This is a genomic window from Sphingomonas zeicaulis (genome assembly GCF_050433225.1).
GTDB classification, from domain to species: Bacteria; Pseudomonadota; Alphaproteobacteria; order Sphingomonadales; family Sphingomonadaceae; genus Sphingomonas_D; species Sphingomonas_D zeicaulis.
The window spans coordinates 32,871-45,643 of the sequence record NZ_JBNPXQ010000011.1 but is presented as its reverse complement, the minus strand read 5'-3'; the positions used below and the strand labels follow the sequence as shown (position 1 = coordinate 45,643).

Here is a 12,773-nt window from a genome sequence, read left to right as displayed (position 1 = left end):
TAAAGAAGGGGAAACCATGAGCCCGACCAGCAAGAAGGCGGCGCTACGCGCCGCAAGCCTCGGCGCGATCGGCGCCATGATCCTCGCCGGCAGCGGCGCGCGCGCCGCGGCGCCGGCCGACGACGCCATCGAACCCGTTGCCGCGGGCGACACCGGTGGGGATATCATCGTCACCGCGACCAAGCGGTCGGCAAACGTGCAGGACGTGCCGCTTTCCATCACCGTGCTGGGCGGGGAGGCCATCGCCGAACGCCAGCTTCGCGACGGGCTCGGCATCGCGCGCCAGACGCCGAACCTGGCCGCGGAATCCGCGATGGGTGCGGCGATGCCGCGCTATCGCCTGCGCGGCATCGGCACCAACGACTTCACGCCGACGGCGACCTCCGCGGTCGGCATCTATCAGGACGAGGTCTTCATCAGCGCCGGCTCCGCGCAGAGCGAACCGCTCTACGATCTTGACCGGGTGGAGGTGCTGCGCGGTCCGCAGGGGTCGTTGTGGGGGAAGAACACCACTGCCGGTGCGATCCATTTTGTTACGACAAAGCCGACCGAGCACCTCACCGCGCAAGGCCGGCTCGTCTATGGCAGCGACGATACGCGCGAGGCCGAGGTCGGCATCGGCGGGGGCCTAACCAACGGCGTAACGGCGCGGGTCGCGGGGGTCTACAAGCATCGCGACGGCCAGTATTTCAACGATTTCACCGGCCGGGAGGCGGGTGGCTATGAGATTTGGGATCTGCGCGGGCAGGTGCATGTCGATCTCGGCGCCACCGCGGGCCTGCTCGTCAAGGTTCATGGCGGCGAGACCGAGCAGCGCCAGCCGCTGCAGCATGTCGGTCTGCTCGCTGGGGGCACCGACTTCGACGGCTATGCCGAACGCGACGACAAGCGCGCGCTCAGCAACAATGGTTCGGATTATACCCGCGCCCGCCGCTTCGGCACCGACGCGCGGCTCGACGTCGATCTCAGCGGCGTGAGCCTGATCGACATCGCCGCCTATGAAAAATCGAGCTCGCTGATCTTCTCGGACGACGACGCCAATCCCATCTCGCAATATCATGAACGTTATGGCGGCAGCTCGGACACGTTCACCAACGAGTTGCGGCTGGAATCCGCACCCGACGGGCGCTTCAACTGGATTCTCGGCGCCTATTATCTACATGACAAGACCAACAGCTTCGGCCAGCTCGGGCTCTACAGCCCTGTCAATTTCGGCGTCGACGGGGCGGCCTACGACTTCGACGTGAAGACCGACAATGTTGCCGGCTTTGCCAGCCTGAGCTTCGAGGTCACCCCGCGGCTGACCCTGACCGCGGGCGGCCGCTATACCTGGGAGAAGAAATCGATCGAAGGCGTCGCCTACGACTACCTGACCCAGTCGGGCGACGTGTTCGACACGAGCGTGCCCGGCCTCGTCTATATCGACACCGCGCGCGGCATCTATCTCGACGCGGCGGGTGCGCCGATCGCGGCGACGCCGTCGAGCCGGTCCTGGAAGAAGTTCACCTGGGACGCGTCGGCGGACTACAAGCTGACAGACGATGTCCTGCTGTTTGGCCGCATCGCCCGGGGCTTCCGCTCCGGCGCATTCAATACCTATATCGTTAGCCCTGGCGACCTGGGTGTCTACGATCCCGAGACGCTGACCTCCTACGAGGCGGGCTTGAAGACGAGCTGGTTCGACCGGCGCCTCACGCTCAACTTCACCGGCTTCCACTACGATATCGACGACATGCAGGTGACCGTGCTGCAGAGCGTCGGCACGCGAACCCAGAATGCTGCCTCGGCTACGGTCGACGGCTTCGAGATCGAGGCGGAGGCACGGCCGATCGCCGGGCTGCGGCTTGGCGCGGGCTATGGCTATCAGGATTCGAAGTACAAGAACTTCACCAACGCGTCGGTACCCTTCCCGATCAACCAGGGCGCGCCGCTCGATCTCTCCGGCCAATCGCTCGAACGTGCGCCGAAACACACGCTGAACCTCAGCGGCACCTATGAGCAGCCGATCGGGTCGGGTACGCTGGTGTTCAACACCGACTGGCGCTTCACCAGCCGATACAGGTTCCACACCTGGTCGGACGCGACGAACATCAATCCAGCGCCCTTCCTCGCCGATCCCGCGATCCGTGCGCTGGTGCGCGACGCGTTCAGCCAGTCTGCGCTGTGGCTGGGCGATGCTCGCGTCGCGTATCGCCGCGAGGGCTGGGAGGTCGCCGCCTGGGTGAAGAACCTGACCGACCGTCAGTATCGCACCAACACGTTCGGCATGTTCTTCAACCGCTCGATGAGCACCTATCCGGGCGAACGGCGAACCTATGGTCTCTCGGCCGCCTACCGTTTCTGACCCGATGCGTGCCGCCAGCCGTCACAACCTCGCGCTCAGCTTCGCCGGCATCGGCGCGGCGACGGCGGCGGCGCATATCGGCAACAATTTCACCACCTATCTCGTCGGCGGTCTCATCGATCGCTTCGGCTTCAGCCCTATCCAGATGGGGACGTGGAGCATGGCCGAGACCCTCGCCTATGCGGCGGCGATGTTCCTCGTCGCACCCCGTGCGCAATGGCTGAACGGGCGGGCTCTGGCGATCGTCGCGACCTTGATCGTTGTCGCGGCGCAGTTCTCGTCGGCATGGATGGCGGACTTCGTACCGCTGCTCGGCGGACGCATCGCCACCGGCTTCGGCTTCGGACTGATGAACAGTGCGGTCAATCTTGCGGCCGGCCGCACCGATCATCCGGCGAAGGCGATTTCCGCCGGCATCGCCGTCCAGACCGTGCTGTTCGCAGCGGTGAACATCGGCCTGCCGATGGTCGGTGCCCGCCACGGCGTGAGCGGCATGTTCGTGGCGCTCGCCGGATTGTCGGCGCTGCTCGGACTGTTCGCGCTGATGCTCCCGGGCGGTCCGAGCAAGGCGCCTGAGACCGTTGCTGAAGGCCAGGCAGTGCAACCTGGCCTGCTGGGACGGGATGGTGCGCGGGTGCTGCTCGCGATGGCGCTGTTCGCCTTCGGCAGCCTCGCGATCTGGCCTTTCATGGAGCGCGCCGCCCACGCGATCGGCCTGCCCGCCACGACGTTCGGCCAGTATCAGAGTCTCGCGACGTTGCTTAGCGCACTCGGCAATCTCGGGCTGGTCGCGGTGGTTGGCCGGCTGCCGCGGGCCTGGCCGATCGCGATCGCGCTGGCGACCTGCGGCTGCGCCTGCGCGCTGCTGACCACGGTCGCAGCACCCTGGGCGTTTGCCGCGGCGCTCATCACCTACAATGTCAGCTGGTTCATCACCTATCCGCTGCTGCTCGGACTCGCCTATTCCGCCGACGGCGCGGGGCGGCTCGCCGTGCTGACCACCGGCACCTGGCTTTTGTCGCAGTCGCTCGGCTCGCTGGCCGCGGGTACGATCGCGCAACTCTTCGGCGGCTATGCGCCGGTGGGCCCGCTCGGCCTTGCCTTCTGTCTCGCCGCGATCGCAACCGCCTGGCCGCTCGCCCGGCGCATCGATCGTTTCACCGCCGGCAGCAGCAGCGGCAACTGAACCGGGCTATCGTGCCGCGGGGCGCCGGGATAGGCTCGTGCCATGACGGTCAACATCAATCTCACCGCCGATCGCCCGACGTTCGTCGCCCATCTCGAATGTTCGCTGACGGGTAAGCGCTATTCGAGCGACACCGTTCACGGATTGTCCGACGCGGGGCGGCCGCTGATCGTCCGCTACGATCTTGAGGGCGTCGCGGCCGCGGTCACGCGGGACGACATCCAGTCGCGGCCCACCGACATGTGGCGATGGCGCGAACTGCTGCCGGTGCGGTCCAGCCGGGATATCGTCAGCCTGGGCGAGATCGAGACGCCGCTCATAGCGCTGGACGCTTCGGGTGGCCCGAATGTGCTCGTCAAGGATGAGGGCCGCCTGCCCACCGGCTCGTTCAAGGCGCGCGGGCTGGTGATGGCGGTGTCGATGGCCAAGGCACTCGGCATCCGCCGCATCGCCATGCCGACCAACGGCAATGCGGGTGCGGCGCTTGCGGCCTATGCGACGCGATGCGGCATCGAGACGATCATCTTCTGTCCCGACGATACGCCCGAGATCAACATTCGCGAGATCGCGTTCCAGGGCGGCCGCGTGTGGCGGGTCAACGGCCTTATCGACGATTGCGGCGCGATCGTCGGCGAGGGCGCTCGGCAGGGACGGTGGTTCGATGCGTCGACGCTCAAGGAGCCCTATCGCATCGAGGGGAAGAAGACGATGGGCCTGGAACTGGCGGCGCAGCTCGGCTGGAGACTGCCCGACGCCATCTTCTATCCCACGGGCGGCGGCACCGGGCTGATCGGAATGTGGAAGGCGTTCGCCGAACTCGAGGCGCTTGGCTGGATCGGCGCGAAGCGGCCGAAGATGTTCGCCGTCCAAGCCAGCGGCTGCGCCCCGATCGTCAAGGCGTTCGAAGACGGCATCGAGCATGCCGAACGATGGGAGAATGCCCACACGATCGCCGCAGGCATCCGCGTGCCGCGCGCGGTCGGGGATTTCCTCATCCTGCGCGCAGTGCGCGAGAGCGGCGGCCGCGCGCTGGCGGTCGACGACACGGCGATCCTCCAGGCCACGGAAGATGCCGCACGAGAGGACGGGTTGCTGCTCTGCCCAGAGGGTGGCGCAACGCTCGCCGCCTATCGCCAGGCCGTGGCGCAAGGGCTGGTCGATCGCGCCGAGAGCGTCGTCCTGTTCAACTGCGCGACGGGGTTGAAATACCCGATGACCGAGGCGCCCAATGCGCTTGACCGTACCCGACCAATCGATTTCGACGCGCTGTAGCCGCGATCAGTCGAAGAAGGCGATGGTGCGGAACTCGATGCATTCGCGCTGCGGCGTTTCGGGCGGTGTCGTCGGATCCTCGAAGCCGCTGGGCGGGGCGAAGCGGGCACTGACGAAGCGGAATCCCAGCACTTGATCCGCAGCGCTTCTTCCGGCTGGAGATAAGGGATGTAGCGCCAGCGGTGCGCGGAATTGGACGCCACGTCTTAGGTCTCTCTCCGGCGCGTCCTTTAGAATGCTTGGAAAGCGATCCGACCAGTCGAGGCCCTATCGTGTGTAGGCGCGCGCCTCGCCGCCCCCGACCGCCACCAGCGTCCGGTAGCCATCATATTTCATCTCGTGGAGCCAGCGATCGCCGGCTGGAACGGCATCGACCAGCGTGGCAAGCTGGACTGGGCGGAAGGGCGGCGGATTTGCCGCGGCTGCGGCAGCCCGGCCGCCCTTCCTTTCGCTTCGGGATCGCTCTGGTCGCCGTGCGCGCCACGAGCGCTATGCCTTCTGCTTCATCCCCACGAGACTCCTGTGGCCGAGGAGTCGTTCCCATGGGTGGGGCGGCGGCTACTTCAGCTTCTTGGCGGCGGCGTTGAGCTTCTCCCGGTCGCTGCCGACTTTCTTGATCAGATCCTCGGCCTGCTGCCTTGTGATGCCATGCTTGCGGGCGAAGTAATTCACTTCATAGCCTTCGCCAGCGGCGACCCGGCGCCGGTCAGCGGCGCCGCGTTTCGACTTATCGTCAGCCATGATTCTCTCCTTCTCACGCTGAATCGATGAGACCACCGCGGGTTCCGCAGACGATGGCATCATTGATGAGAACGGTTCGTCTGCACATCATCCGAGCGGGCCGTATAAACCATCGCCCGCCATGAATGGGCGTCCTTGCGAGCGTGCCGCCAGCGCGCCTGTTCCGCCTGAGCATCTGCCGGCGCAGGATGAACCGGGCTCTGATCGGTTCTGCGCGGGTCAGCCTGGCAACTCGGCCACCCGCCGATAAGCACTCCTGCGGTATAGTGGTGGGCGGAACCGCCTGCGTGCGATACCGATGCGCATCATCACCGTCGCGAAATCAGATGCTATGTCGCGGGAAGCCCGCATTCCGCGGACACCTGCCGATGCGAATAGTCGGTGCCCGGACGCGCATTGAAGTGAAAGATGCTGGCGTTCGTTCCGCTCGGCGCCGCACGAACATGTCAACTCGGGGTCAAGAAACCAGCTTGATGGCCCGCGGCGATGCCAGGATCGGGCACGCTGCTGAAGCGCTTGCGGAGTCGATCATCCAGATCTGAACAAGAGGAGCGCCCTGTGACAACCGACGCAAAGGCGAAGGGCCGCCCCTCGCGAGGCGGCCCTTCCATTGTCTTTGCCTTTGCGGCCAGCTTAGTTGAGCCGGACCCTCGCGGTGGAGGCCATGCTCATTTCAGGCGCCGCAGTCGGCGTGGGACAATGAGACATTCGACCACCTCCTTTCCGTTGTTGAACGATGATCCGGATATGGGACGGCCGCCGCGAAATTCAATCTGTCTACCGCTCGCCCGTCGAGATGAGACGGCAGGCGGCACTACGAATCGAGCCCTGGATCTCAATCCTTGCGGAGGAGGACGCGATCGCCCCGGGCAGCAACAAGGCGCGGACCGACTCCTCCTCACCGTTCTCGATGGACTCGCTCTTCAGCGGGTTCTGCCTTCCGAGGCAGCGGGCCTTGAGGTCGAAACGTCCGTCCTGAAGGGTGCGACTGCCGCGCTCGTCAGGATCACTGTTTAGTGAACTCGCATGACCTCAGACGCGTTCGATCCAACCCCAATCAGCGGCTTCGACGCACCGATGGTTCCCTTCCGCTCAGCCGGAGCGCGCGAGCTTACCTGGGCTCGAATGCTGGTCAATTGCCCCGCCCGCGCCTTACATGCTCAGATCGGTCGACGAAGAAATTCGATCCTGCTGCTTCACGAAGTCTGCGAGAGGTTCACTGCACGGCGGCTCCTGACATTCGCGCAGCCATCTTTCGTTCTTGCATTCGTACCTAGCGAATGGTGTGGGGCCGGCCGGTCATCTTGGCAATCGAGGCTGCCCTCAGAAGCGGGCCCTCCAGCCGCATTTTTCTTCGGTTCAATGAATGCAAGCGGGGATTCTCGGTTACGTCGAAGACCTCCACCTTCGCTCCGGCGTTCCGCTTTGTGCAACAAAGCTGATCACTAGAGGACGCTACCGCGCCTCAAACAGGAATGGCATCGTCGGGTCATCCCATCGATGTCCCCGCCCGGTCATGCAAGCATTCCGGAAAGAGAGAACCGCAATGGAAGAAAGCGATCTTGTAGCCGTGTGGGAACAGCATCTTGGTGCGGAATTGGTCGGGAAGGATGTCGACGCCACGATGTCCACCATGGTTGCCGATCCTTACGTAAACCACGTCCCAACGATGACCGGCGGCGTGGGTGCCGAGGAATTGCGCCGCTTTTATGCCAACCATTTTATCACGGTGCAGCCGGATGACATGGAACTGGCGCCGGTCAGCCGCACTGTCGGACGCGATACGATCGTGGAGGAGATGGTAGTCAGGTTCACGCATGACCGGCGAATGGACTACTTCCTTCCTGGAGTAGCACCGACCCACAAGCGTATCGAAGTGGCCGCCGTCATCGTTGCGCAATTCCGATTTGGGAAACTTGCGCATGAGCATATCTATTGGGATCAGGCATCGGTGCTCGTCCAAGCGGGATTGCTCGAGCCAGGCGACTTGCCGATCGCTGGTGCGGAATCGGCTCAAAAGGTTCTTGACCCAAGCCTACCCAGCAATGGGCTTATGCACCGCGAATGGAGCGAAAGCGAGCCACACCCAAAGGGTCAAGCATAAGACGAAGGTAATCGCTACTCTTCAAATGAGCGCTGCGGTCATGCGTTCTTGCACTCGTATCGGGCCGTGATGGTGTAGAGCCGGCCTGTGGGCCGGCCCGTTATCTCGACGTTCGACACGATTCCTAGAAGTCGGGCCTTCCCGTCGCACTTTTCTTCGGCTCGAGGAGCGCAAGCACCCGTGTCGTTGCTGACCGTGCTGTTGCACATGACCGTAACGATGCGCGATCTGTGCTGGGCAACTGGCGCGTTGGCCTGCCCCGCGCAGGCGCCTGCAACTGGGGTCAGCATAAGAGCCACCGCGCGCGCGGCGATACTGATCATCGGTGTTCCCTCCTATTTTGAGACATACACTCGCTGGCGCCCTGGCGTTCAGCACAGGGCACGCGATGAAGCGTCCCGGGTTTTCTGGAGGCTATGCAGTTTGACTCATGCAGCCATATCGAGGGTTTCGATAGCCGCGTAGTAGTTTGCTTCAGCCTCGGCGGGTGGGATGTAGCCGAGCGGGCCGAAGAGGCGATGGTTATTGTACCAATCGACCCAGCTGAGCGTTGCCATTTCCACCGCAGATGCGCTCGGCCAGGACCGCTGGCGCCAGATGACCTCGGCCTTGTAAAGGCCATTGATTGTCTCGGCCAAAGCATTGTCGTAACTGTCGCCAACGCTGCCGACGGATGGCACCAGGTTGGCCGCCGCGAGGCGCTGGGTGTAGTTCATGGCGAGGTATTGAACGCCCCTGTCGCTGTGGTGAATCAAGCCGTCATCCGGGCCGGGTCTGCGGGCGTGGATCGCCTGCTCCAGGGCATCCAGAACGAACCCGGCCGTGGCTGAAGTGCTGACCTTCCAACCCACGATGCGCCGCGCATAGGCATCGATCACGAAGGCCACGTAAACGAACCCTGCCCAGGTGTGGACATAGGTGAAATCGACTAACCACAGGGCGTTCGGCCGATCTACACGAAATTCCCGGTTCACCTTGTCGAGCGGGCATGGCGCCTTGGGATTGCTGACGGTCGTGATCGTCTTCTTCCCGCGGCGAATGCCGGCCAGCCGCATGCTACGCATCAGTCGCTCGACCGTGCACTTGGCGACATGAAGGCCCTCGCGCCGCAACTGATGCCAGACCTTGCGCGAGCCGTAGAGTCCGAAGCTGGCCTCGTGAACGCGCCGGATCTGCTCGCACATGTCGTCATCCCGGCGCGCACGGGCGGAACGCTTCCCCGGATCGGCAAGGCGGGTCGCGTGTTCGTGATAGGAGGACGGGGCGATCGCCAGTTCGCGGCAGATCGGCTCGATACCCAGCTCCTCGCGATGGACGTCGATGAACGACATCATCATCTCTCGCGGCGGTCGAGCTCCGCCATCGCAAAATATGCCGACGCCTTGCGAAGGATCTCGTTGGCTCGACGGAGCTCCTTGACCTCGCGCTCCAGCAGCTTGAGCCGGGCCTTATCATCGACGCCCTGCGCCGCTGGTGCCGCCCGTCGGCCCGCCTCCGTGCGGCACCAGCGGCGCAGCGTCTCGGCCGTGCAGCCGATCTTCGAGGCAATCGAACTCATCGCCTCCCATTCCGAGCCGTAATCCGCACGGTGCTCGCCAACCATTCGAACCGCTCGATCACGGACCTCAGGCGAAAATCTGTTTCCCATCTTGCTCATACCGGATGCTCCTTCTCACAGTTCGGAGCCTCCGGAAAACCCGGGACGCTTCACCCGCAATGGCAACAGACCGGAAGCGCTTGGATGACGGGCGCGGCATCACTGACCTATGATATCGCGGGCGTGGAGGAAGTTGGTCCGGTGGTTCCTGCCACTACCGAACGGGCCCAGTCCGACGCGGTCAAAACCGCCAACGTCCAGGTGCAAAATCGGCATGCGATCGCTCCGCGAGAGAGGGCACTCGGTCACCGGGTCGGCTGGGCTCGGGGCAGAATGGTCGATGCGGGCGTTCATTCTCGTCCTTTCAAGGTCAGCTCGCCCCTTAGGTACGAGGAGCCACCTGACGCCCGCGCTCATCCGCCTTGAACAACAATGGTCTACCCGCTGCGATGAACGGCGCAGCCCCGCCAGGTTCGACGACTGCGGGAACAGGAGGTCCCGTCATCGGGAGCAGACCGCTCTCAGATATTGGTCTCCGATCCGTCGGGATTAGCCTTGATGAGGTACTCACCGCTCTCCCGGAAGCTGCGGACGGTCGCGAACGTATCTTCCATGAACTGCACGTAGGATAGCTTGCCGCCCTTGCCGCGCGCCAGCACCGCGAAGGGTGATGTCACCGTTTTGCCCAGTACCATGGATGTGTAAGTGAAGGTGCCAAAGATGGCAGCGCCATTTTCATTCTCGAAGCTGTCCTGGATTTGGAAATCGTCGGTCGCCCAGTAGCGCCCAACATCGACAAATGTCTGAACAAGGCCCTCCGTGCCATGGTTCGTTCCGGCCCAGGGCATGATCTGCTTTAGTTCAGGATGGCTATAGTTGAGTGATACGTACACGAAGTCATCGGTCGTAAATCGTTTGACCAAGTCCATGTCGGTTGGGTTGGCCAGGATCGATTGCAGTACCGCCAAGGGTGATGCCTCCGACGCGGGCTCAGCCATGGAGTGTGAATCAGCGGACATCGGGGATTCTCCTTCGGTTGTTGTAAGAGCTCGAGATTGAGTTCCTTCACGCCGGATTCGCGGGCGATGACCAGCTGGCCTTGATGAGGGCCTTTCAGCCCACCACGCAGTCGGTCACCATCGTCATCTCCATTCGGGACGTTGCCCTAAACCTCTGAAGCCATTCCAGAGAGAAGGTGCCATCGCATTTCCGAATGCGGTAGCGTCACGTCCTGCTATGCTGTGTTGCGCACTTGGGAACACAGCATAGGAATCGAGGAACTGCGGACGTTCGTGGAGGTCGCGGATGCGGGCGGAGTCACTGCTGCGGCGCACCGCTGGCGGCGAAGTCGATCGTTGGTGGGGGCCTGGCGCACCTGGAGGCAGAATTGGGCATTCAGCTGCTCGCGCGCACGACTCGAGGCGCTGACGGAGGCCGGGATCACCTTCCGGGACCTTGCAGCAAGTTTCGGACACGACCGAAATGAGGCTGTCCGAAGAACAACAACAAATTTCGAACAGGAGTTCATCGGCTCTAGAGGCTGTTATGGACCTGAGTCCGAAAGGACTCAAAGGGTTGGATGGCGATTGTCCGTAAGCCTTATCCATCTGATGTTTCCGATGAAGAATGGTCGCTGATCGTGCCGTATCTGACGCTCCAGCGTGAGGACGCGAGGCAGCGCGAGCACAGCCTGCGTGAAGTGTTCAACGGCCTGCGCTACATCGTGAAGACAGGAGCACCGTGGCGCTGGATGCCGAACGACCTGCCGCCTTGGGCAGCAGTGTATCAGCAAACGCAACGCTGGCTGGCCGCGGGTTGCTTCGAGGCTCTGGTGGATGATCTGCGCGCCGTGCTGCGCCTGGTTACGGGGCGCGCTGCCGAACCCAGCGCCGCGATCATCGACAGCCGGACGCTGCGCTCTACGCCCGAGAGCGGCGAGCGGGCCGGCTATGATGGAGGCAAGCGCAAGAAGGGGTCGAAACTCCACATGGCGGTCGAGACGCTGGGGCATCTGCTCGCGCTGCATGTGACGCCGGCCAGCGCAGAGGACCGCGGCGAGATCGAACGGCTCGCGCGCACCGTGCAGGCCGTCACCGGCGACAATGTCGATCCGAGGCAAAACGGGGCTTCGCTCTCCTGCCGCGCCGCTGGGCGGAGCCTGCCAAGAAGGTTCCGACGATGCAAAGCATCGTTGGAAGGCAGGCGGAGGGCGTCGAGCGATCATTCGCCTGGGCAACCCGTTTCGCCGCCTCGTGAAAGACTATGAACGATACGCGCACACTCTCGCGGGGCTGCACGTCGTCGCTTTCGCATGCATAATGATAAAGCAAGCGGCTGTCGTCTCCGCTGGTTCGTAACAGCCTCTAAGCCGCAGCGGATCGCTTGAGCGCTTCGATGCGCTCTGAGCATATCACATGGACAACTTGACCCAATTCCTCGACGCGGCCGGCAAGCCATACAAGTTGCTCTAAACTAATCCGATAATGCTTCGAGTATCGCGCTTTAACATAGGCATCCTTCAGCTTCTCAAACAGCGTTCGGTCGGATCTTCGTTCCCGTGGCCAGACCTCAACCAAGCGTCGATCCAAACGTTCAGCCTGAGTACGAAGAAACACGAGGTTGTGAACGTGAGGCGTATAGAACGTGCAGACCAGAAGCATGCAATGGTAAAGACTTTCGACTGCTTGATGGAGTTCGAAAGCCGCTGGCTTCAAAAAACCTCTTTCAATCGCATGCTTTGCTAGCTCATAGCGCTGCATCGCTATTGAAAACCAATCCTCGAAATATTCCTCTGCCAGGGCGAAGGCCTGTTCTGGCGTCTTCGGCTTCGGCTCATGAAGGTCCGTATCGCCATATGCGTAGAGCGCGATCCCGTCTCGCCGCACATCCATGAAGAAATAGCGTCCGTGCGCCAGCCCGTCGTTCACCTCCTGCAGCGTGTGAACGATGAAGTTCACCGGCGTCCGGATCGTACCGGTGATGCCATATTCGCGGATCAACCGATCCTCGAGCTTCGCCCAGTATTTGACATGATCAACCAGACGCTTGTCGTTGACGATGATCAGCAGATCATAGTCCGACTTGTATCCCTTGGCGGTGAACGGTTCGTCCACCCAGCCCCCGCGGGCATAGCTTCCGTAGAGGATAATTTTCTCGATGCGGCCCTTCTTCTTCCATTCGTGGCGGGCCAGGGCGAGCGCGTCATCGAATTCTTCAAAGATGATCTGAACCACCCGCTGGAGTTCGCGTTGCTTGTGCGCTGGCAGATGGTCGAGATCGGTCCGCATTTGTTCCTTCTAGCGAAATCGGCAGCATGTTGCCACCTCCGCGTACGCCGAATGACAAATTTCCGGATGGAGTTTCAGGCAATTTACGGGCATATGTGCGCCCCAACTGCTTGCAAAATAGTGACTTATTCGCCGAAGGGCTTGATTGCGCGCGTCGATGCCGCTTAACTCACCGGCAGGAGAGACCTGATCGGTCAATACTCGACGGCGCCTGGATGAAAACCGGGTGGCCGCCGACTTCA

General features: G+C 62.7%; 10 protein-coding genes, 1 pseudogene and 1 other annotated feature. Of the genes and pseudogenes, 5 read left to right on the top strand and 6 right to left on the bottom strand.

Going from position 1 to position 12,773, the window contains the following annotated elements:
* The first annotated feature begins 16 nt into the window (after positions 1–16).
* From FHS96_RS25935 to FHS96_RS25925, 3 genes are read left to right on the top strand one after another with little or no spacing between them, the layout of a single operon-like run.
* Entirely contained in the window at positions 17–2,344 is a 2,328-nt protein-coding gene (locus FHS96_RS25935) for a TonB-dependent receptor (RefSeq protein ID WP_429598725.1), read from the top strand.
* 4 nt (positions 2,345–2,348) lie between these two features.
* Positions 2,349–3,530, top strand: coding sequence for an MFS transporter (locus FHS96_RS25930; RefSeq protein ID WP_429598723.1), 1,182 nt, complete (start codon positions 2,349–2,351; stop codon positions 3,528–3,530).
* Between the two features lie 42 nt (positions 3,531–3,572).
* Entirely contained in the window at positions 3,573–4,802 is a 1,230-nt protein-coding gene (locus tag FHS96_RS25925) for a threonine synthase (protein WP_429598721.1), read from the top strand.
* A 6-nt stretch (positions 4,803–4,808) separates the two neighbouring features.
* Here the strand turns inward: FHS96_RS25925 and FHS96_RS25920 are convergent, their stop codons facing one another.
* Entirely contained in the window at positions 4,809–4,934 is a 126-nt protein-coding gene (locus tag FHS96_RS25920; RefSeq protein ID WP_429598719.1) for a hypothetical protein, read from the bottom strand.
* A gap of 426 nt (positions 4,935–5,360) precedes the next feature.
* A complete protein-coding gene (locus FHS96_RS25915) occupies positions 5,361–5,543 on the bottom strand; it encodes a DUF3606 domain-containing protein (RefSeq protein ID WP_429598717.1) in 183 nt (60 codons plus the stop codon).
* A 1,546-nt stretch (positions 5,544–7,089) separates the two neighbouring features.
* Between FHS96_RS25915 and FHS96_RS25910 the strand changes: the two genes are divergently transcribed.
* Positions 7,090–7,647, top strand: coding sequence for an ester cyclase (locus FHS96_RS25910; RefSeq protein WP_429598715.1), 558 nt, complete (start codon positions 7,090–7,092; stop codon positions 7,645–7,647).
* A gap of 38 nt (positions 7,648–7,685) precedes the next feature.
* Here the strand turns inward: FHS96_RS25910 and FHS96_RS25905 are convergent, their stop codons facing one another.
* From FHS96_RS25905 to FHS96_RS25895, 3 genes are all read right to left on the bottom strand, one after another.
* The gene (locus FHS96_RS25905) at positions 7,686–7,970 is read right to left on the bottom strand and encodes a hypothetical protein (protein WP_429598713.1); all 285 of its coding nucleotides are present in this window, start codon (positions 7,968–7,970) and stop codon (positions 7,686–7,688) included.
* Positions 7,971–8,075: 105 nt separating this feature from the next.
* Positions 8,076–9,304, bottom strand: a protein-coding gene (locus tag FHS96_RS25900) for an IS3 family transposase (protein WP_429598711.1) whose coding sequence is annotated in 2 segments (ribosomal slippage) — positions 8,076–9,016 and positions 9,016–9,304 — 1,230 coding nt in all. Because the reading frame shifts where the segments join, the coding sequence is not laid out codon by codon here.
* Positions 8,909–9,023 (bottom strand) — a sequence feature (AL1L pseudoknot). Its footprint overlaps the gene before it by 115 nt.
* 461 nt (positions 9,305–9,765) lie before the next feature.
* Complete coding sequence (locus FHS96_RS25895; RefSeq protein ID WP_429598709.1) at positions 9,766–10,263, bottom strand: nuclear transport factor 2 family protein; 498 nt, start codon at positions 10,261–10,263, stop codon at positions 9,766–9,768.
* A gap of 560 nt (positions 10,264–10,823) precedes the next feature.
* Between FHS96_RS25895 and FHS96_RS25890 the strand changes: the two are divergent.
* A pseudogene (locus tag FHS96_RS25890) lies at positions 10,824–11,601 on the top strand (IS5 family transposase).
* 6 nt (positions 11,602–11,607) lie between these two features.
* Here the strand turns inward: FHS96_RS25890 and FHS96_RS25885 are convergent.
* The gene (locus FHS96_RS25885) at positions 11,608–12,531 is read right to left on the bottom strand and encodes a nucleotidyltransferase and HEPN domain-containing protein (RefSeq protein ID WP_429598707.1); all 924 of its coding nucleotides are present in this window, start codon (positions 12,529–12,531) and stop codon (positions 11,608–11,610) included.
* Between the last annotated feature and the right edge of the window lie 242 nt (positions 12,532–12,773).

Excerpts from the sequence above, each read along its gene's own strand:
- FHS96_RS25935 (WP_429598725.1), top strand. The coding sequence starts at position 17 with ATGAGCCCGACCAGCAAGAAGGCGGCGCTACGCGCCGCAAGCCTCGGC.
- FHS96_RS25930 (WP_429598723.1), top strand. The coding sequence starts at position 2,349 with ATGCGTGCCGCCAGCCGTCACAACCTCGCGCTCAGCTTCGCCGGCATC.
- FHS96_RS25925 (WP_429598721.1), top strand. The coding sequence starts at position 3,573 with ATGACGGTCAACATCAATCTCACCGCCGATCGCCCGACGTTCGTCGCC.
- FHS96_RS25915 (WP_429598717.1), bottom strand. The coding sequence starts at position 5,543 with ATGGCTGACGATAAGTCGAAACGCGGCGCCGCTGACCGGCGCCGGGTC.
- FHS96_RS25910 (WP_429598715.1), top strand. The coding sequence starts at position 7,090 with ATGGAAGAAAGCGATCTTGTAGCCGTGTGGGAACAGCATCTTGGTGCG.
- FHS96_RS25905 (WP_429598713.1), bottom strand. The coding sequence starts at position 7,970 with ATGATCAGTATCGCCGCGCGCGCGGTGGCTCTTATGCTGACCCCAGTT.
- FHS96_RS25895 (WP_429598709.1), bottom strand. The coding sequence starts at position 10,263 with ATGTCCGCTGATTCACACTCCATGGCTGAGCCCGCGTCGGAGGCATCA.
- FHS96_RS25885 (WP_429598707.1), bottom strand. The coding sequence starts at position 12,531 with ATGCGGACCGATCTCGACCATCTGCCAGCGCACAAGCAACGCGAACTC.